Annotated in this window: 15 protein-coding genes; 1 reads left to right on the forward strand and 14 read right to left on the reverse strand. The window is 45.7% G+C overall.

Annotated elements, in window-relative coordinates; genetic code table 11:
• Positions 1–15: 15 nt before the first annotated feature.
• The 8 genes from IFU39_RS17515 to adhE form a co-directional block, all read right to left on the reverse strand.
• Positions 16–1,647, reverse strand: coding sequence for a response regulator transcription factor (locus tag IFU39_RS17515; protein WP_192134026.1), 1,632 nt, complete (start codon positions 1,645–1,647; stop codon positions 16–18).
• Complete coding sequence (locus tag IFU39_RS17520) at positions 1,644–3,479, reverse strand: cache domain-containing sensor histidine kinase (RefSeq protein WP_105599553.1); 1,836 nt, start codon at positions 3,477–3,479, stop codon at positions 1,644–1,646. Before IFU39_RS17520 ends, IFU39_RS17515 begins: the two co-directional genes overlap by 4 nt.
• A 32-nt stretch (positions 3,480–3,511) precedes the next feature.
• Entirely contained in the window at positions 3,512–4,342 is an 831-nt protein-coding gene (locus IFU39_RS17525) for a carbohydrate ABC transporter permease (protein ID WP_105599554.1), read from the reverse strand.
• Positions 4,342–5,226, reverse strand: coding sequence for a carbohydrate ABC transporter permease (locus tag IFU39_RS17530; protein ID WP_076250991.1), 885 nt, complete (start codon positions 5,224–5,226; stop codon positions 4,342–4,344). The genes IFU39_RS17525 and IFU39_RS17530 overlap by 1 nt, the downstream gene beginning before the upstream one ends.
• Before the next feature lie 51 nt (positions 5,227–5,277).
• Complete coding sequence (locus IFU39_RS17535) at positions 5,278–6,645, reverse strand: ABC transporter substrate-binding protein (protein WP_192134028.1); 1,368 nt, start codon at positions 6,643–6,645, stop codon at positions 5,278–5,280.
• A gap of 416 nt (positions 6,646–7,061) precedes the next feature.
• A complete protein-coding gene (gene pflA, locus IFU39_RS17540) occupies positions 7,062–7,814 on the reverse strand; it encodes a pyruvate formate-lyase-activating protein (protein WP_091018172.1) in 753 nt (250 codons plus the stop codon).
• A gap of 89 nt (positions 7,815–7,903) precedes the next feature.
• Positions 7,904–10,162 (reverse strand): formate C-acetyltransferase, encoded by a 2,259-nt coding sequence (gene pflB, locus IFU39_RS17545; protein ID WP_091018174.1) that lies wholly within the window; start codon positions 10,160–10,162, stop codon positions 7,904–7,906.
• 942 nt (positions 10,163–11,104) lie between these two features.
• Complete coding sequence (adhE, locus tag IFU39_RS17550) at positions 11,105–13,717, reverse strand: bifunctional acetaldehyde-CoA/alcohol dehydrogenase (RefSeq protein WP_091018175.1); 2,613 nt, start codon at positions 13,715–13,717, stop codon at positions 11,105–11,107.
• Positions 13,718–14,147: 430 nt separating this feature from the next.
• Between adhE and IFU39_RS17555 the strand changes: the two genes are divergently transcribed.
• Complete coding sequence (locus IFU39_RS17555; RefSeq protein ID WP_091018177.1) at positions 14,148–14,864, forward strand: Crp/Fnr family transcriptional regulator; 717 nt, start codon at positions 14,148–14,150, stop codon at positions 14,862–14,864.
• An 87-nt stretch (positions 14,865–14,951) separates the two neighbouring features.
• On the opposite strand, the gene IFU39_RS17560 is transcribed toward IFU39_RS17555, so the two are convergent.
• The 6 genes from IFU39_RS17560 to IFU39_RS17585 form a co-directional block, all read right to left on the reverse strand.
• The gene (locus IFU39_RS17560) at positions 14,952–15,665 is read right to left on the reverse strand and encodes a hypothetical protein (RefSeq protein ID WP_192134030.1); all 714 of its coding nucleotides are present in this window, start codon (positions 15,663–15,665) and stop codon (positions 14,952–14,954) included.
• 197 nt (positions 15,666–15,862) lie between these two features.
• Positions 15,863–16,594 (reverse strand): hypothetical protein, encoded by a 732-nt coding sequence (locus IFU39_RS17565; protein WP_105599559.1) that lies wholly within the window; start codon positions 16,592–16,594, stop codon positions 15,863–15,865.
• A 191-nt stretch (positions 16,595–16,785) separates the two neighbouring features.
• The gene (locus IFU39_RS17570; protein ID WP_167483707.1) at positions 16,786–17,082 is read right to left on the reverse strand and encodes a winged helix-turn-helix transcriptional regulator; all 297 of its coding nucleotides are present in this window, start codon (positions 17,080–17,082) and stop codon (positions 16,786–16,788) included.
• A 331-nt stretch (positions 17,083–17,413) separates the two neighbouring features.
• Complete coding sequence (locus IFU39_RS17575) at positions 17,414–18,142, reverse strand: ThuA domain-containing protein (protein ID WP_017687549.1); 729 nt, start codon at positions 18,140–18,142, stop codon at positions 17,414–17,416.
• A gap of 24 nt (positions 18,143–18,166) precedes the next feature.
• Positions 18,167–19,135, reverse strand: a complete 969-nt coding sequence (locus IFU39_RS17580) for a sugar phosphate isomerase/epimerase family protein (protein WP_017687548.1) — start codon at positions 19,133–19,135, stop codon at positions 18,167–18,169.
• A 197-nt stretch (positions 19,136–19,332) separates the two neighbouring features.
• The gene (locus IFU39_RS17585) at positions 19,333–20,445 is read right to left on the reverse strand and encodes a Gfo/Idh/MocA family oxidoreductase (protein ID WP_192134032.1); all 1,113 of its coding nucleotides are present in this window, start codon (positions 20,443–20,445) and stop codon (positions 19,333–19,335) included.
• Positions 20,446–20,487: the final 42 nt, after the last annotated feature.

The following is a 20,487-nucleotide window of genomic DNA, read 5'->3' on the forward strand; positions in this document are numbered from 1 at the left end:
CCGTTTCCCTTGCTACTACAAACCCAATTGTTTACTCTGCCTGTACTCGGAGGGTTTCATGTGGAAGTGTTTATGAAACACCTTGGAGAAGTAACGGCGCTCCTTGAAACCTGTTGCTTCCCCAATCGCTGTAATGCTCCATTCGGTTGTACTCAACAATAAAGCGGCACTTTCCATCCGTTTCTGCGTCATGTATTCCACAAAAGTAACACCCATTTGAGTTTTAAATAGCTGGCAGAAGTATCCCGGACTGATTCCGAGCCAATCTGAGACTTCATCTATTCCCAAGTCCTGTTGCAGTCTGGCGTTCATGTAATCACATGCAGATCGGATTAGTTCCGCTATCGAGGGACGCGGTTGAGTTTGTTTACCTTGACAGGCATGAATAATGACCTCTGCAAGTTCAATCAGTTCTCTCATGGATACAGCCTCTTGCAGCGCATTCCAGAAATTCACTTCGTCCTTTTCAGCCATGACATTGACTTCGCGCAGTTCCCGAAGCATGTGTACTAGCATATAGCGAACATGGGTTTCATCTATCTTGTCTATTGATTGCTCGGCATTCCCCATTCGCTGTTTAAGCGCATTCATTACATCTTGTAATCCTTGTTTATTCCATTGTCGAATACACCGTGTGATAAGCTCCAGATCGTCTCTTGTTATCCATGTACCGCCCCTTTTGGAAACCTCATGATCATACGATAATGAAGATCCCGCGCAGCCCGAATTCAATACCTTGTCTTCGCTTTCCGAATGTGTCATTAGAATTCTCTGACAATGCTGGTACCGTTCAAGGATTTGCTGTTCCAGTTTTACGAGTACATGATCCTGAACTACCCTTGCTTTTACACCTGAATCCATGGACAATATCGCATTCAATTCAATTAATAGTTGATGTGCCAACTCCTCTGACTGAAGTTTCCACTCGCCCGATGCGTCTAACAAGATGCACCACTCTCCTTTGCGGGTAGAAAGAACCTGGCAGCCATTAGAGATTCTATCCGTAACTTCCCTAAGCATGGAACTTATTGCCTCATGCCATCTTACATGCTGGACCTCGGACCAGCCGATGGAATGGCGAAAATAACCGACTACATCCACCAACAGCACCGTATAGCCTACAAAAGGAGGCATGAATTGAGGCACAGAAACAGGATCAGAAATCTTCATCTGGGCTTCTCCTCGCAACAAGTCCATCAACTGTTTATGTCTGATCCAACTTTCCATCTCTTGGCTGCGATAACGTTGCGATTCGTTTTCCAGACGTCTCTTATGGATCTGTCCGGCAAGCTCTCGCAGTTTATGTTCCAGATTCAAATAATCAATTGGCTTACATATGTATTCATGTACGTTATACTTGATAGCGTTTCGAGCATATTCAAACTGCTGATACCCGGTCAGTAAAATAATTTCACACGTTTCACCCTGCTCTCGCAGTAAACGAATAAGTTCCAATCCATCCATAGACGGCATCCGAATATCACACAAGAGAATGTCTGGATGACTTTCTGTTACTTTCCCCAGCGCTTCTACACCACTTCTCGCGGTACCTGTGATTTCAATCCCCATTTCTTCCCAGGGTAAAATATAGTTCAGATTCTCCAGAATCGGCAGCTCATCGTCAACCAGCATTGCAGTCAGATTCATCCGGCTTCCTCCTGCTCATATAATGGAATGATGCATCGAATAACTGTGCCATACCCCGGTGCTGAACATATAAATATGCCATACCCGGCCCCGTATTGAATACGAATTCGATCTGCCACACTTCGTAATCCCAATCCCCTTCGCTCCGTTATGGACGATAATGATTCCGCCCCTTCCGCGAGCATATCTTCCGGTGGATCTTCTGCCATATACTCAAATCGTGCGAGCATTTCCTGGGGAATACCGATCCCATTATCCTCAACACATAACACCAGATGACCCCGTTCTGCATATGCGCTTATCCGCAGTACACCTGGATAGGTGATCCCCTCAAACCCATGTTGAATGCTATTTTCCACCAGAGGCTGGAGGGTAAGCTTAAGCAGAATTGAGCTGTATAAATGGGGTGGAATGTCAATCTCATAGGTGAACAAATCACTGAACCTGTACTGTTGAATCTCCAGATAACTTTGCAAGTGTCTTATTTCCTCACCCAGCGGAATCTCTTCCTGATCCTGAATGCTGATACGAAGCATATTGCCCAGCCTGGTTACCATCTCGCTTACTTTGCGCCCCTCACCACGCAATGCCAAACCATTGATCGATTCCAATGTATTGAACAGAAAATGGGGTTTGATCTGGGCTTGTAGTACACGTAGTTCTGCCTGGGCCTTCTGCTCCTGCTCTGCCCGAACACGACGGAATAATCCCCCGATTCGATCCAATAGCTCATTGAACCCTTGTGCAAGCAGTTGCATCTCGTCAAAACCTTTTCCTTCCACCCTCGCATTAAAATCACCATCGTCCACACGACGCATAAACCTTACAAGTACAGCAATGTTGCCCGTAATGCGATTCATGAAAAATAGATTAAAAATCATGGCAGCGAACAGGCACGACAGAATAATGATGACAGACCAACCTGCAAAGGCATTTGTTTCCGCAGATAAGGCTTCCCATGAGGTCACACTGACGAGACTCCAGTTATAGTTCTTCAGATGATATTGCGAAATAATGCTTTCCTTGCCGTCAAAGACCGTTCTGACACTGCTAAAGCCGGGACCGTACCTGCCGGATTCAGCACCAAGGTTTTGCATGTTCTCACCGTTATATATACCTGCAGGATCATAAACGATCAGTCCTTCTTCATTAATTAACAGGAACGACGTATCCTGTGCCGAATCGCTGATTTGCAGGTGACGGAAGATCCGGTCAATCTCTCCTTTTTTGATCTGAACAACAAGCACGCCGATATTTTGAAAATAACTGAGTTCTTTGACCAATCTGATTTGGGTGAAGACAGGTTCTACCCCGGTTAATTCGGGATATTCCAGAGGTGCGAGCCATTTAGGCACACCATTGAGTTGCTGAATTTCGTTGAATAAAGGATGCACTTTGAATTGCTGAAAAGGAAGGGCTTGAAAGTTCTCTTTGGTGAAAATGGAGACAATCTGGTTGTTCTCGGAAGAACGCAAATCATATAAAAAGGCATAACTGATGAACGGATAATTATATAGAAGGGAACGGAAATTGCGCTGGCTGGCATTCAGGGATAACTGATTACCGGTCCCCAGATCCTGCTTGGTCGGATCTTTGGCGTTCAATGCCATTTGGAAAACCGATGTGGCTATCCCGTTGTCGGTCACATTGTTAATCTGCTGAAATACATTCTCAATATTGTAGCTGATAGCCTGAAGCGCATATTCGGCCTGTTGATTGTATTTTTTCTCAATCGTATGTGACGTGACCAGAAACATGCCAATGCCAAGCGCACACATCGGTACAATGATCAGCAGCAGAAATGCCAAGGCCAGCTTCATTCGCAAGTTCATATCCCGTTCTCCCTATTCACTGGTTCATGGTATTAACCTTTGACACCACCTGCAGTTACTCCTTCTATAATTTTCTCCTGGAGTATGGCATAGATCACAAGTACAGGTACAACGCTGTATACGATACCCGCCGACATCTGGGCATAGTTCATCTGATATTGATCCCGAAACTGGACCATGCCCACGGGCAGCGTACGCAATTTATCGGTGGATAAGAAATAGTTGGCGAGTAAAAATTCGTTCCAGTTGCCGAGGAAATTAACGATAAAAACGGTAACAATAGCCGGAACCGTAAGAGGTATCACTATTTTAGCAAAGATACCCGGGGCCCTCAAGCCGTCCATAACCGCCGCTTCTTCAATTTCGCCAGGCAGAGAACGCATAAAAGCCGCCAATATAATAATGGTAAAGGGGATCGCATTGGCCACATAGGGCACAATCAATGCCAGATGTGTATCCAATATGCCCATTTTGCGTACAAGCAGATAGATCGGCAGCATGAGTGCGTTGTTGGGAATAAGCATACCCGCCAGTATCAGGCTGTACAGAAAAAGACTCCACTTTCGGTGTCTCATCCGGGTTACGGCAAAAGCAAACATGGCACCGAGCACAATTGTACACGCCGAAGACAGAATCGAAATGTACAGGCTGTTCCAGAAATACGTGCCAATCTTTGCATTCACCCAGGCCTCCACATAATTGTTAAACTCCCATGTTGTAGGCAAACCGAATGGATTCAAGGCGATTTCATTGTTATCCTGCTTAAAGGACGAGAAAATCACAAATAAAAAGGGAAACAAAATCGCGATCAAGTACAACATTAACAACACATGAGGTATACTACTTTTTATGCTTTTCGGCATCAATATTCCACCTTCTCGCTCCGCCTCGCCACCAGCAGTTGATACACCGCAGTGAGCACAAGCGTCAGAGCAAAGATCAGCACTGCAATGGTATTGCCATAACCATATTTGAAGTTGGTAATTGCATATTTGATCATGTATGTCGCCAGAACCTCGGTGGACCCTGCGGGCCCACCTTTGGTCATGACAATCACGATGTCGGCTGCTTTCATGGCACCTGCGATGGACAACATGATCACCACTGAAATGATCGGGCGAATCAGCGGCAACGTAATTCGCATTGCACGTTGTACCGCCGTTGCCCCATCAATTGCAGCTGCTTCATCCAAATCACGGGGAATCGCCAGTATGGCCGCCAGCACCATGACAATGTAAAATCCCGTCCACTGCCAGGCGTTGGTCACCAAAATGGACAACATGGCAAATCGGTTATCCGATAACCAGTAGATTGGATCGATGCCCAGCACATGAAGCATTTTGTTTAACAGTCCGATATTCGGTTCATAGATGAATCCCCATAAAATACCGATCACGGCTGTCGACATGATGGATGGTAAAAAAACAGCTGTTTTATACAGACCTTTCAGCCTTTTCACATTGGCAATCAGAAGCGAAAACAGGACGATTAGAGGTACCTGAATCAGTACCGAAAATCCGATGAAAAAGCCGTTATTCCGTGTGGAAATCCAAAATCGTTCATCGGTCAGTGCCTTCACATAGTTGGATAAACCCACAAAACGTGGCTCAGCCGATACCCCATTCCAACTCGTCAGACTGTAATACAAGGAGCTACCAATAGGGTATAAGAAGAACATTACAAACAGGATTAGGGCTGGCATTACAAAGAGCGTATAGATTAACGGGCTGCGGAGTGAAGTATTCATGGTCAGCCTCCTTCAGTCACTTCAACGATCGCAGTTTCAGTTTGGATTGATTTATTCCACTGAAGCGTTTGCTTCTTCCTGTACCTTTTGCAGCTCTTCTGCCATTTTCTCTGGCGTGGTCTGCCCACCAATCAACTTCTGGATTTGCAAATTACTGATCTCTGTTGTCACATCCGCCTGCACGAGTGCATCAAATGCCGGGAACGACGTCTTGGACGCATTAAGCACGGCCACAATTTCTTTCATCAGATCATCGGTAATGCTATCGGTTAACACTTTCTCATCCAGCTTCATGGCAGGCAACACACCATCTTCCACAAGGCCGCGAACCTGCATATCTTCATTGTAGAAATTTTTGATAAAAGCTTTAACGGCTTCCAGCTTCTGCGGATCATCCGCCACGGCTGCCGAGAATCCATATCCATTGTTCACATCCCGCATCAAGGAAGTCTGATCACCTGCTCCGTTCTCTACCGGAGGCATATTAAAGAATCCAACCTTGCCAATGAGCGATTCACCGCTCTGACCTTCCTTGAATACAGATGATTTCCATGTTCCGTCATACATTAATACCGCTTCTCCACTTGTAAATTGCGTGGTATATTCGGCATACTCGAAGCCCAGTTCACCTTTTTTGAAATAACCCTTATCCACCCATTCCTTGTGTTTGGCAAAACCTTGCACAACACCCGGGTCGGTCCACTTCGCTTCACCTGTTGCAAACTTTGCGGTAATCTCCGGCCCGGCATATCGGGACCACAGATGGTTGGTTAACATAAGCGGTACCCAGCCCGCCTTGGATGCGGAAGCAAGCGGCACTTTGCCATCAGCCTTGATCTCGGCCAGTATGTTGTCCAATTCAGCCATGGTGGTTGGGGCTTTCCATCCTTTTTGTTCAAAGTACTCTTTATTATAGAAAAAACCTTCGCCGGAACCGCCAATTGGCAGTCCATAGACTTTGCCTTCATACGTAAACGGTTCAAGGGATGTAAACTGGTCCTGAATGCCCAGCTCTTGCAGGATTGGCGTCAGATCAAGCAGCATACCTTCCTTCGCATAAACTTTGGAATCCGGGCTACCGAACAGTTCAAATATATCGGGCGGGTTACCTGCCGCCATCTCTCCGCGAAGCTTCTCCTTGCGATTCACATCGGATTCGACGCCATCCAGCGTAAAGGTCAGATTGGGTACCTCTCCCTCAACTTTGTCCACAACATCCTGCAGAATTGCCAGTCTTTTCTGTTTGTCGGCCCCCACCTGTGTGTGGCGAAGAAGCATCTCAACCGGTTCCTTACTTGTCTCCTCCACAGGTGTATTGCCTGCGCCCTGTTGTGGCTCGTTACTTGAGCCTGCACATCCCGCCAAAGTCCATGAAGTGATAAGCAATAATGAAAGCAGCAATGTCATTCTTTTTTTCATCGGGTTGACCCTCCTCAAGATATTGAGCATTTGGCTTTACACTCTGATTATAAAAAGCCGGAGCTTACATCGTAAGGATGACAATTCATCAATGGAGGGATAAAATCCTTCACTGGACAAAAAACAGCCCCTGCGAAGTGTATTCGCAAGGGCTGCTTGGTTGGTATATACGTTGAACTTAAGAATATTTACACTTGCCACTTCGATGACAGAACAACCTTCTGATCGCTGTTATCCCCCGATTTTTTTGATCCACTTTTACAAAAGTGAAAATCTAGGGATAGCATATGCTTCCGATGTAGCTTTCTTGCAGAAAGCTTTTAGGCGAACGCTCCGCTTCTTCAGCTTATTTCTGTCCTCTTCGTTCTTGTGTAAATAGTTAGTTCAAATTATATACATCCTGCATATAAAGGTAATTACTTATCGGAACAAGCCACGCCAGCCGTTTCCTGGCGACCTTGTTCGATCAGGCGATACGCTCGCTCCACTTCTTCTTCACTTGGCGAAGGAACTCCATCCAGTGGATATACTTTACCGAGCGCCTCCCATTTGTAGATCCCCATCTGATGGTATGGAAGAATTTCGAACTTCTCAACGCCATTCAATGTTCCGATAAACCGTCCGAGGTTAAGCAGATCCTCTTCCTCGTTATGAATGCCAGGCACATACACGTGGCGTATCCACATTTTCCGACCTTGCTCCGATAACCACTTGGCTGTTTTCAACGTTCTCTCGTTGGATTTGCCTGTCAGCTTGATATGTTTCTCGTCATCAATATGCTTGAGATCCAGTAGAACCAGGTCTGTGTTATCCAGCAGATCGTGAATCCGTTCCGGTTCGTTAAACCCGTTGCTATCCAGTGTCGTATGCAATCCCCAGCGACGTTTCACTTCTTTGAAGATTTCAGCTACGAAGTGAGCCTGCAACGTTGGTTCTCCGCCAGATATCGTGAGCCCGCCTCCGGAACTACGATAGTAGGATAGATATGGCTCAATCTCAGCCAATACCTCCTCTAGCGTCATTTCTTTTCCACCATCCAGCGCCCATGTATCAGGGTTGTGGCAATACTGACATTTGAGTAGACATCCTTGCATAAAAAGCACAAAGCGGATGCCTGGGCCGTCAACCGTCCCGAAAGTTTCGAGTGAATGAATATGTCCGTTAACCATGCTGCCTCTTCCTTTCTGTATCCGCATCCGCTGTGCGTTTAATATGAGTTGGAATGTCTTGCTCTAGCGGTCTTCTACTTGCAAATTATCTACATCGAACCATGGAACGTACGGTTGATGACATCCAACTGTTGTTCACGAGTTAATTTAATGAAGTTAACAGCATATCCAGATACCCGTATAGTCAGTTGTGGATAGTTTTCCGGGTGATCCATCGCATCAATCAATTGCTGACGATCAAATACGTTAACGTTCAGGTGATGAGCGTTTTGACCGAAGTAACCATCCATCATCGCAGTCAGATTGGATTTACGTGTAGTCTCCTCTTTACCCAATGCTTTTGGCACGATGGAGAAGGTATTGGAAATTCCGTCAAGACTGTGTTCATAAGGTAATTTGGCTACAGAGCCAAGGGATGCCAGTGCACCTTTTTTGTCACGACCATGCATTGGGTTCGCACCTGGAGCAAATGGTTCACCTGCTTTACGACCATCCGGTGTAGTCCCTGTTTTCTTACCATATACCACGTTGGAAGTGATCGTCAGAACGGATTGTGTTGGAACTGCGTTACGGTAAGCTTTGTGCTTGCGAATCATGCCCATGAAGTTCTCGACCAGTTCAACAGCAATGCTGTCTACGCTGTCTTCATTGTTACCGTAACAAGGGAAGTCTCCTTCGATTTCAAAATCAACGGCGATGCCTTGTTCGTTACGAATTGGTTTTACTTTGGCATATTTGATTGCACTCAGTGAATCTGCTGTAACCGAGAGACCGGCGATACCACAAGCCATCGTACGTACAATGTCACGGTCATGTAATGCCATTTCGATACGCTCATAGCTGTATTTATCGTGCATGTAGTGAATGACGTTGAGGGTGTTCATATACAGTTTCGCCAGCCACTCCATCATTGGTTTGAAGCGTTTCATAACCTCATTGTAATCCAGCACTTCGCTAGTGATGGCAGGATACTCAGGTCCAACTTGTGCTCCGGATTTCTCGTCACGACCACCGTTGATCGCATACAGGAGAGCTTTTGCCAAGTTGGCACGAGCGCCGAAGAATTGCATTTGTTTCCCGATCTTCATAGCCGATACACAGCATGCAATACCGTAATCGTCACCATAGATTGGACGCATCAGATCATCATTTTCATACTGGATTGAGCTGGTTTCAATGGATACTTTACTGCAATAATCTTTGAAAGCTTCTGGAAGTTTCGTGGACCAAAGTACAGTCAGGTTCGGTTCTGGTGCAGGACCCAGGTTGTGCAGTGTATGCAGGAAACGGAAGCTGTTTTTGGTTACGCGTGTTTCACCATTCACTGACATACCACCGATGGACTCAGTCACCCATGTTGGATCTCCACTGAACAGTTCGTTGTAATCCGGTGTACGCAGGAATTTGACAATCCGCAGTTTCATTACAAAATGGTCAACCAATTCCTGAGCCTGTTCTTCGGACAAAATGCCCTCTTGCAGGTCACGTTCAATGTAGATATCCAGGAAAGAAGATACACGTCCCAGTGACATCGCAGCACCGTTCTGTTCTTTGATCGCAGCGAGATAACCGAAGTATAACCATTGGAACGCTTCTTTTGCTGTTGTCGCTGGTAAGGAAATATCGAACCCGTGCATATCGCCCAATTGTTTCAATTCTTGCAATGCACGAATCTGTTCAGACAATTCTTCCCGCAGACGAATGACATCTTCATCAATAACATCAACTTCAAGTGCATTCAGTTCACCTTTTTTGTTACGAATCAGGAAGTCTACCCCGTACAAAGCTACACGACGATAGTCACCGATGATCCGGCCACGGCCGTAAGCATCTGGCAGACCTGTGATAATCCCTGCTTTTCGCGCTGCACGCATATCGGAAGTATAAGCATCGAATACACCCTGGTTATGTGTTTTACGAATGTTTGTAAATATATCAATGACGCCTTGAGGCAATTCGAAGCCGTATGCTTCACATGCATCAATCATCATCCGGATTCCGCCTGTTGGTTGAATGGAACGTTTGAACGGAGCATCGGTCTGAACGCCGACGATCTGCTCTTTGGATTGATCCAGATAACCTGGTTGGTGAGAAACAATAGTCGCTGGTGTGTTCACATCAACGTCAAGGACACCGCCGTTATCCCGTTCTTTTTTGGTCAGATCAGATACGATCTCCCACAATTCTTTGGTATTCTGGGTTGCATCTGCGAGAAATGCTTCATCACCGTAATACGGAGACAAGTTGTGTGCCAGAAAATCATTCACGTCTACGGATTTGGTCCATGTTCCTTTGGTAAAGTTTCTCCAGCCTGTTTGTTGTTTGACATCTTTTTCAATCACCGACATCGTAATCCCTCCACTAATTTGGATTTCTGGACACATAACATCTTGCTTCATTCGTATCATTGTGTGCCCAGAGCCGCGATTAATGTGAATTGTTTCACATAAACCGGAACATGTTCTCTCTACTTGGGAACCGGAACCGCGGAATGAATGTTTTTCTTACATTTTCAGTATACGACTTGGGGCTTTCATCATCTGTGATTTTTGTCACAAAGTCAGTGAACTAACTCACTCCACCTGCGCTGTGTCCTATTGAACCCTCTTTAGATTCACACTTAGCCACTGCGCGGGCAGAACAACTTCCGATCGCTGTTATCCCAGGATTTTTTCAATGTTATATTTCAAAGGGGAAAATCCGGGGATAAAGGCGAACGCTCCGCTTCTTCAGTTTTTTCTGCCCACTCCGTTATTGTGTGAATATCTGGGTTAAACGACCTCATCACGGATTCCGTGTAACCTCTTTAGGACCATTGCTCCGTTAAACTCGGAGCAAACAAGGACTTAGGACCATTTCCTGAAAAACAGGTGCTTCACTCTTCTGTTTTTCTGCCCTCTCCGTTATTGTGTGAACATCTGGCTCAAACAGCGACGTCACGGATTCCATGCCATCTCTTTAGAACCCTTTGCTCCTCTATGCTCGGAGCAAACAAGGACTTAGGACCATTTCCTGAAAAACAGATGCTCGCTCTACTGTTTTTCTGCCCTCTCGTTATTGTGCGAACATCTGACTCAAACAGCCACGTCACGGATTCCATGCCACCTCTTTAGAGCCCTTTGCTCCTCTATGCTCGGAGCAAACTAAATCTTAGAATAAAACCTGAAAAACAGGTGCTTTGCTCTCCTATTTTTCTGCCCTCTCGTTATTGTGTGTAAGACGGCAATCGGGGCTCCCCTCTCGGGGAACCCTGATCTTCTTGCCGTAAGGCACGCTTCGTTCTAGATTTGTTATTCAAACTTTCCGTAGAAAGCGTTGCGGTATACATCAGCCAGTTCAGTTACCAACGGCAACTTCGGATTGGCGGTTGTACATTGGTCTTCGAAGGCACGGTCAGCCAGATAATCTACATGTGCTTCAAAGTCTTTGGCATCAAATCCGATTTCCTGGAACGATTCTTCAATGCCCAATGTTTTGTTCAGTTTGCGAATGGCATTGATAAGACTGGTTACGCCTTCTTCTGTTGTACGTGCAGGCAATCCCAGAATCCGGGCAATTTCGGCATACCGCTCATCCGCTATAAAGTGCGAATATTTCGGGAACGATGCAAATTTGGTCGGTTTTTTCGCGTTGTAACGAATGACGTGCGGCATCAGGATCGCATTGGTGCGTCCGTGTGCGGTGTGGTACTGACCGCCCCATTTATGCGCCAAGCTGTGGTTAATGCCCAGGAATGCGTTGGCAAACGCCATACCGGCAATGGTGGAAGCATTATGCATTTTCTCACGAGCCAGTTTATCTCCTTGCAGCGCAGATTGCTCCAGGTATTGGAATACCAGTTGGATTGCTTTGATCGCAAGTCCATCCGTGTAATCATTTGCCATAACAGATACATAAGCTTCAATCGCATGAGTCAGTACGTCCATACCTGTATCGGCAACGGCTGTTCTAGGCAGGGAGTATACGAACTCCGGATCGACAATCGCTACGTCTGGTGTCAGCTCATAATCTGCCAATGGATATTTGGTGTTACCTTGATTTTTATCCGTAATAACCGCGAACGATGTTACTTCAGAACCTGTACCTGATGTGGTTGGGATCGCTACAAATTTCGCTTTTACGCCGAGACGTGGATATTTGTAGATCCGTTTGCGGATATCCATGAATTTTTGTTTCAGATCGTTGAAGTCCGTGTCTGGATATTCATAGAACAACCACATGGCTTTGGCAGCATCCATCGGTGATCCACCGCCGAGTGCGATAATGCAGTCTGGTTGGAAGCGGCGCATCATTTCGGTTCCGCGATCTACTGTTGTTGTGGATGGATCTGGCTCAACATCGGAGAATACTTCGATCGCTACTGGCATTTGGCGTTGACGCAGATAGTGTTCTACCTTTTCAACATATCCAAGTTTCACCATCATGGCATCCGTAATAATCGCCACACGTGTGATATCAGGCATTTTGGCAAGATACTGTGTTGCCCCTTTTTCGAAGTAGACTTTGTTCGGCACTTTGAACCATTGCATATTCACGGTACGGCGAGCCACCCTTTTCACATTGATTAAGTTCACAGCGGTTACGTTAGAAGAAGTCGAGTTACGTCCGTATGATCCGCATCCCAGTGTCAATGATGGCATATTTGTGTTGTAGATATCCCCGATGGCACCGTGTGTGGATGGTGAGTTCACAATAATCCGTCCAGTTTGCAGACGATCTGCGAATTTGCCAATCACTTCTTCATTTGTGGAATGGATAACCGAGGAGTGACCCATGCCGCCAAAAGCAACCACTTCTGCTGCACGTTCAATTCCCTCTGCTGCCGTTTTAACTTTGTAACAAGCGAGTACCGGACTTAATTTCTCAGCCGACAATGGGAATTTCGTACCTACCCCTTCAATCTCGGCCACGAGAATTTTGGTGCCTGCTGGAACTTCAATTCCGCACAACTTCGCAATGCTCACCGCAGATTGACCAACAATCGCCGGGTTCACCGCACATTTCTCGGCATTAATCGCACCTGCTGTCAATTTTGCTGCTTCATCTTTGTTAACAAAGTAACAGCCATTTGCAATCATTTTTTTCTTCACTTGATCAAAGATCGGTTCTTCAATGATGACCGCTTGCTCGGAAGCACAGATCATGCCGTTGTCGAAAGACTTGGACAGGATCAAATCCGTTACTGCCTGATTGATATCCGCGCTTTTCTCGATGAAACAAGGTACGTTACCTGGTCCTACGCCCAGTGCAGGTTTACCACAGCTGTACGCTGCACGTACCATGCCTGATCCGCCTGTTGCCAGAATGAGAGCCACATCATTGTGATTCATCAGTTCGTTTGTACGATCCATGGAAGGATCATCAATCCATTGAATACAATCTGCTGGTGCACCATGTTTCACAGCCGCTTCCAGCAGGATTTTGGCAGCTTCCCGGCTACAATTCTGTGCAGATGGGTGGAAACCAAAGATGATCGGGTTACGCGTCTTGATGGAAATCAATGCTTTAAACATCGTCGTTGATGTTGGATTGGTAACTGGTGTAATCCCCATGATAATGCCGACCGGCTCCGCAATTTTCTGGAAGCTTTCATACTCGTTATCTTCAATCACACCTACGGTTTTGTCATACTTGATGCTGTGGTACACATATTCTGTTGCAAATATATTTTTGGTGATTTTATCCTCATACACTCCGCGGCCTGTTTCTTCTACGGCCATCTTGGCGAGCATCATGTGTTTATCCAGACCCGCAAGCGCCATCGCTTGCACAATCCGGTCAATCTGCTTCTGGTCCATCTTCATGAATGCGGCGTGTGCTTTATTCGCTTTGTCGATTAACGTTTGAATATACTGACCTGCTGTCGGTTCTTTTGCTGGGGCGACTTCGTTCTTTACAGCCATCTCCCTCATCCTCCTAAAGGTTCGTATTAGTTTGTCTCTCTCGTTTACATTCACATCGTAACATGACAATAAACTTAATTATGTGATTTTTTTCACAAAGTATAACAAATTTAATTTAAGTTTTGTAGTGTCCTTCATACGACCATTTTCACTTCCTATTTAAAATATAGGGCTGTAAAATTCATCCTCTCCACTAAAAGTGAATTTTATCACAATGTTTGAAATTTCGTCATTTTTGCCCCCTTTCCTTCCCCCTCAAACGGTAAGATTAGGTATATACTGAACTTAAAAATTGAACCACCGCAATTTGTACCGTCCTTCCTCCCGGCCGAGATGACCCTGATCAGGACGGCAACGGTTTGCGGCAAACCTCGGAGACTACTGGAAACTACAGAAGGTCGTCCGATGGACATAAAGGGGAGATAGACTTATGACAGAACTAACAACTGTACTGGAAAAGCGCGGCAATACCAATTGTTTCTCGGAAGCGAATTTCAACCATTTGCTGGTTACCATGAAAGATAGAACCTATCCGGAAGGTACACATCTGTACTGGGAAGGAGACGTCTCTGACAAACTTTATTATATGAAACGGGGCCGTGCACAGATCACCAAATCCACGGATGAAGGCAAGGAACTAATCATGTACATGTATCAGTCCGGTGATATGATTGGGCAGGCTGATCCCTTTTTTGGCTCTAAACACAGCTTCTCAGCGGAAGTGCTGGAGGATAGTGAGATCGGTGTACTGGAGCATAAAGACCTGGAGATGTTAATCTGCCAGCATTGTGACTTTGCGATCGACTTTATGAAATGGATGGGCATCCACCACCGGTTGACACAGACCAAATTCCGGGATCTCATGTTATATGGCAAACCGGGTGCACTTTGCTCCACCCTCATTCGGTTGTCGAATTCGTATGGTGAGCCGCATGGAGAGCATGTCATTATTCACAAAAAAATTACCCACACGGACCTGTCCAATATGATTGGAGCCACTCGTGAAAGTGTAAACCGCATGTTAAGCGACCTGCGTAAGAAAGATGGGATTGAATATGACAATGGCATGATTGTCATCAAAGATCTGAAGATGCTGCAAGGAATCTGTCACTGTGAACTTTGCCCGAACGAGATCTGTCGTATTTAATATTTGACTATGCTAATCGGATGTTGCTTATATATTTAATGAAAAAAAGCCCAGTTCTCTAAAAAGAGATTGGGCTTCTTGGTATACTTAGGATGCATTGGTCAATTCAAGCTTTACCGCATCACGTGGATTCAATTTCATGTCCAGACCATTTTCCATTAATTCTTTGTCATTCACCATAATGACCCATCGCTCATTCATACGAGGCGTAACATTCTCGACCGAAACAACAAATTTGTTATTCTCCGACATTCTTACAATGCCGCTGGACTTCAACACATCACGAACTGTGCACTCTTGAACGTAGACGCCGGCATATTGACGATTAAGGGTTGGCATAATGTTTCCACCGCTAACCTTGAGTAACGTTGTCTGATATGCAACGCCATCCCCCTCACTGTCAGCGGCTTTCACGTAAATGATCACTTCATCTTTGGCATGAAGTTCCATGTCCCAATCTTCCTGCTCAATATCCTTGCCATTCAATTTGACAGCCCAGCTAAGCGAAGAATCCAGAGAAACTTCACCGACGGATTGAATCCGTTTGCCATCTGCCGTAAAATCGACCAGTCCGCTATTGAGTAATGCTTTTTTGAGTGTCAAACCCTCACTAAAATCTCGCTTAATGGACTTTGTTGCATCAGGCAAAAACGTACTGCCATCTACAGCCACTGTGATTGTATTCGCTGTTTCTGTCTCTTTGACAATTGGCTGCTCAGAAGGCTGTGTCTCACTACAACCAGCCAAGATCGCCAGTAGGAGCAAACATATACCTATGTAACCGGGGATTTTCTTCATCATGTAGGTAACACCACCCTGCGTAAAATCATTCACCCTGTTGTCCATAACCTCTATTATGGCACAACCTTCGGCAAAAAAAAGTGTCAAAGCCGTTACTTTTATTGCGCGTGCCCTCCAGAGAGGGCTTATACAACAAAGAGAGCCTGCACACAGGCTCTCCAATCGATATCATTTTTATGTTCTCATTGGTTACGTTATCACTGGACACTAGCCTGCATATATGTCCGTCCTCCATCGCCATCTTTCAGATATGGATTAAGCCCAAAGAACTGCTCCTCAGATACGTATACACCTGTCAGCAATCGCCCTTCAAGCAATCCACCGTCCACCTGCACGCAGCATGAAGGTGCGTCTACATACTCCTGATACAACGGAATCTGCCCATATTGTTGATGTACCTTGAACACCTTCCCTTGCTCATGCAAAGGTCGTTCCGAAAAATAGGTAGGCACAATATAACGGGCAATGACATCCAGTTCCTGCACGCTGTAAAAGGGTTCATCACCCAGCCATGGTGCAAACATTCGAATCTTCTCATATTGTGACCAAACAACCGCCTGAATCAGCATTTCTGCCTGAACCAGCCGACCTTCTCCCACATCCAGAACCAACCGCTTACCATGGATGGTTTCTTCCATCTGAGAAGTCGTTGAATCAGGTTGTCCCAGCTCACATCCGATACACTTCCAGCCCCTGGACGTTTGAATCCATTTTTGCAGCACCGCCGGAGCTAATCTCGGACCATCGCTGTTCACAGAATGCGTATTCACTTCGGCAAGATCATCCTTAATTGAACGGGAATATGCTGTGCGCTTGAACAACTCCGCAGCTTTTTTATAAATTAGATGGACCTGAATGGATGCGCTCTCAAGTTCTGCAATATCTTCTTTGCCGTAGCGTACTTCACGGGATAAGCTTTCTTCTCTCATGACAAGTGGGCCTCCTTCGCTCCGGCCGTCTGTGGCCATTTTCTATAGATTATACTACAACTCATGACAACATGTGCATAGCCCAAGAGAAAAACGCCGATCAACCTAATACTTAAGACAAAAACCCCTGATTTCCACGGAAATCAGGAGTCTATGTCATTCATGTAACAAAAGTGGGTGATGCTTATACGTTAGTCAACCCACTGCTCAGCCCAGTCTTGAATTTGATTCATGACGGGCTGGAGCGCTCTACCTTTTTCCGTCAGTTCATATTCAATACGAACTGGCGTCTCGGGATAGACGTGACGAACCAGAATACCTTCACTCTCCAGATCTTTCATCCGTTCGGATAACATCTTATCACTCATGGATGGAATCAGATTGGAGATATCCTTGAATCGCTTCGAACCACTCATCAACGTTTGAATAATTAAACCATTCCAGCGCTTGCCCAAAAAAGAAAACGCCGTCTCGAAACGCGGACACATCCGCAAGTCTTGACCTTCCACATTAATCACCTCTTTAGAGATCACTCAAATCAACTTACATTTTGTTAGTATATTTCATAATAACATATTTAAGCTTCAAAGAAAACGCCTGCAACTAAAAAGTTTAAATTTTAGAAGCATAACATCCAAAATGGATCATACATCCCAGTATACATTACACGCTGCGTCGTAACCATGGGAAATATCGTATAACTTCCCCATAGTACTATCTTACCCAAAAAGAACCCAACTGCCACAGTCATCATCGACTCGGAGAAGGGTTCTTTTTGAATGAAACTTATAATTTCCATTTCACGATTGAGTTAGTGAATTAGACCAGCACACCACCAAATGGTCTTACAGGTTCGCTCTTGCCAAATTCCGGCTTAAAACTGCGGGCAGGATATGCCCATTTAACAGCATTGCTGATCACTCTTAATATTTCCGGCTTGTAATAGGTCGGATACGTCTCATGACCTGGTCGGAAATAAAAGATTTTACCTTCACCACGCCGGAACGTACATCCGCTCCGGAATACTTCCCCACCCTGGAAGTTACTTACAAACACCAGTTCATCTGGTACTGGAATATCGAAGAATTCGCCGTACATCTCTTCTTTTTCCAATACAATCTTGCCTTCGATGCCATCCGCAATCGGATGAGATGGGTTAACACACCATACAATTTCCTGCTCGTCAGCTACACGCCACTTCAGATCGCAGCTGGTTCCCATCAGCGCTTTGAATGGTTTGGAGAAATGACCTGAATGGAGCACAATCATTCCCATCCCGTTCAGCACTCGCTGCGCGACCTTCTGCGAGATCTCATCGCTTACGCGATCATGTGCCATATGTCCCCACCATATGAGCACATCTGTGGAATTCAGCACTTCATCACTTAATCCGTGTTCAGGCTGATCCAGTGTAGCTGTACGAATAGCAAAGCCTTCGCCGCCAAGTCCGTCAGCCAGTGCTCGATGCAGACCATCCGGGTAGACTTCCCTTACTTCATCGTGAATTTTCTCATGGACAAATTCATTCCAAATGGTGACGTTGATCATATTCAATTTCCCCCTAGTGTAGCTCTAAACCCACCACATATCGCCCAGCGGTTCTTCGATTAATACTTGCTGGAGATTTTGCACGGCTTTAGAGAATCCTTCTTCAACCGACATCAGACCGTCTTCGTGCTCAATACTTACTACATAATCATATCCGACCAGACGCAAGGCACTCATAATATCTGCCCAAGTCTTGTTATCATGTCCATAACCAACCGAGCGGAACTGCCAAGCCCGATCCAGCATATTGGTATAGTCCTGCATATCCGTTACACCGTGTTTGTTCACGTTTACCGGATCAATTGTTGTATCTTTTGCATGGAAGTGATGGATGGCTCCTTCACGTCCCAAGATGTGAATTGCCTGAACCGGATCAATACCTTGCCACCACATGTGACTTGGGTCAAGATTGGCTCCGATCACTTCACCTGCTGCTTCACGCAGTCTCAGCAATGTTGCTGGAGTATGAACGGAGAATCCACCGTGCAGCTCCAATCCAACTTTTACGTTACGATCTGCTGCAAATTTCCCCCACTCTGTCCAGTAAGGGATAACTTTGTTCTCCCACTGCCACTTCAGGATCTCCTGGAAGTCATTTGGCCATGGTGCAACAGGCCAGTTCGGATATTTGGCATCCTCATGATCTCCCGGACAACCGGAGAAAGTATTCACTACAGGTACTTCCAGCTTCTCAGCCAGTTCTACCGATTTAACAAAATCATCGTGAAATCCTTTGGCAATATCCTTTTGCGGATGTAGCGGGTTACCGTGACAGCTAAGTGCACTGATCGTCAAACCACGTGATTCCACTGCATTTTTGAAATTTTTCAGTGCTGTAGGATTGCTTAACAACTCATCTGGCTTACAATGTGCATTGCCTGGATGTCCGCCTGTTCCGATCTCTACTGCTTTTAATCCCTTGGATGCTACATAATCAAGAGCATCCTCCAATTTACGTCCTCCGAATAGTACCAAAAATACGCCGAGTTTCAAGTGCGATTCCTCCCTGGATTAGATATCGTATGATTGCTGAATTCATGAATATTGAACTACAATTACCGTTCAGATCACATGCCTGTTTGATTAGTGTGGAAAATCGAGAGTGTTTCTATCCTGAAATTGAACGTAAGAATACTGGTTATTCTGCTTCACTCGTAAGAGCATCAAGCTTCGAACACTTTTTACTCAGACTAGTGGGATTCCACGGTTTCAATCTCAGTTTGAACTGTGCGAGTTACTGCAAAAGAATCATAGCTGCTCTCCAGATGTATGTGCTTGCCTTCAAGTGAAGAACGCTGGAATGAATGCATGGCTTCCAGTACGTGATAAGCAAGCTTGCCACTGGCTTTGTGTTCCCGTCCGGCACGAATGGATTCGACCATCTCAGTTACGCCAATGCCTCGTTCGTTTTGTCCACTTTCGAAGACTGGTTTGACCGTCTCCCAAGTATCTTGACCGTATCTGCGAACCTTCACTTCCCCGTTAAAATAATTGGGGTCCGGTACACTAAGCGTACCTTCTGTACCATAGATTTCAATACGTGGCAGATCCGAAGCTCCGCGAATATCAAAACTGGTGATCATGGTTGCAATGGCACCTTCTGCAAAATCAATGGTTCCTGCCAAGTGAGTAGGCGTCTCTACTTGTAGTGCTGTGCCTTCCTTCGGCCCAGAGCCAATCTTGCGATCTGCAATCTGTATGCCTGCCGAGGCGCTGATTCTGCGAATCGGTCCAAGCAGCGTAATCAGAGCGGTCAGGTAGTAAGGTCCCATATCAAACATCGGTCCGCCACCTGCGACATAAAAGAACTCCGGATTAGGATGCCAAGCTTCTGGTCCTCCACCCATAAAGAATGAAGTCGCTGCAACCGGCTTGCCAATCAGCCCATCCTCAATCGCTTTACGAGCTGTCTGTATGCCTGAACCAAGGAAGGTATCCGGTGCAGAACCAACATACAATCCCTTTTCCTCAGCCAACTCAACAACCTTGCGACCATCCTCAAGAGAAATTGCCAGCGGCTTCTCGGCATACACATGTTTGCCTGCTTCGAGTGCAGCCAGATCGGTCATCGCGTGACTGCCAGGAACCGTAAGGTTCAACACAAGTTCAATTTCGTTATTTTGCAGCAACTCATCTACATTGTAAACGTTTGCGATATTAAATTCATCTGCCCGTTCCTGAGCGCGTTCACGAATCAAATCCGCAACAGCCACGACTTCAATGATCGCGTTGTTTTTGAGATTTTCCAAGTAGATGGCGCTGATGTTACCACACCCGATGATGCCTGCTTTCATTTTCTCCACTGTGACGTTCATCTCCTTACGCATGGTGAAAATCTGCGTTTG

The organism is Paenibacillus sp. CFBP 13594 (assembly GCF_014842675.1).
Taxonomy (GTDB): Bacteria; Bacillota; Bacilli; order Paenibacillales; family Paenibacillaceae; genus Paenibacillus; species Paenibacillus amylolyticus_B.

What these genes read in the sequence shown, in the direction of transcription:
- IFU39_RS17515 (WP_192134026.1), bottom strand. Translation starts at nt 1,647, where the DNA reads ATGAATCTGACTGCAATGCTGGTTGACGATGAGCTGCCGATTCTGGAG.
- IFU39_RS17520 (WP_105599553.1), bottom strand. Translation starts at nt 3,479, where the DNA reads ATGAACTTGCGAATGAAGCTGGCCTTGGCATTTCTGCTGCTGATCATT.
- IFU39_RS17525 (WP_105599554.1), bottom strand. Translation starts at nt 4,342, where the DNA reads ATGCCGAAAAGCATAAAAAGTAGTATACCTCATGTGTTGTTAATGTTG.
- IFU39_RS17530 (WP_076250991.1), bottom strand. Translation starts at nt 5,226, where the DNA reads ATGAATACTTCACTCCGCAGCCCGTTAATCTATACGCTCTTTGTAATG.
- IFU39_RS17535 (WP_192134028.1), bottom strand. Translation starts at nt 6,645, where the DNA reads ATGAAAAAAAGAATGACATTGCTGCTTTCATTATTGCTTATCACTTCA.
- pflA (WP_091018172.1), bottom strand. Translation starts at nt 7,814, where the DNA reads ATGGTTAACGGACATATTCATTCACTCGAAACTTTCGGGACGGTTGAC.
- pflB (WP_091018174.1), bottom strand. Translation starts at nt 10,162, where the DNA reads ATGTCGGTGATTGAAAAAGATGTCAAACAACAAACAGGCTGGAGAAAC.
- adhE (WP_091018175.1), bottom strand. Translation starts at nt 13,717, where the DNA reads ATGGCTGTAAAGAACGAAGTCGCCCCAGCAAAAGAACCGACAGCAGGT.
- IFU39_RS17555 (WP_091018177.1), top strand. Translation starts at nt 14,148, where the DNA reads ATGACAGAACTAACAACTGTACTGGAAAAGCGCGGCAATACCAATTGT.
- IFU39_RS17560 (WP_192134030.1), bottom strand. Translation starts at nt 15,665, where the DNA reads ATGATGAAGAAAATCCCCGGTTACATAGGTATATGTTTGCTCCTACTG.
- IFU39_RS17565 (WP_105599559.1), bottom strand. Translation starts at nt 16,594, where the DNA reads ATGAGAGAAGAAAGCTTATCCCGTGAAGTACGCTACGGCAAAGAAGAT.
- IFU39_RS17570 (WP_167483707.1), bottom strand. Translation starts at nt 17,082, where the DNA reads ATGTGTCCGCGTTTCGAGACGGCGTTTTCTTTTTTGGGCAAGCGCTGG.
- IFU39_RS17575 (WP_017687549.1), bottom strand. Translation starts at nt 18,142, where the DNA reads ATGATCAACGTCACCATTTGGAATGAATTTGTCCATGAGAAAATTCAC.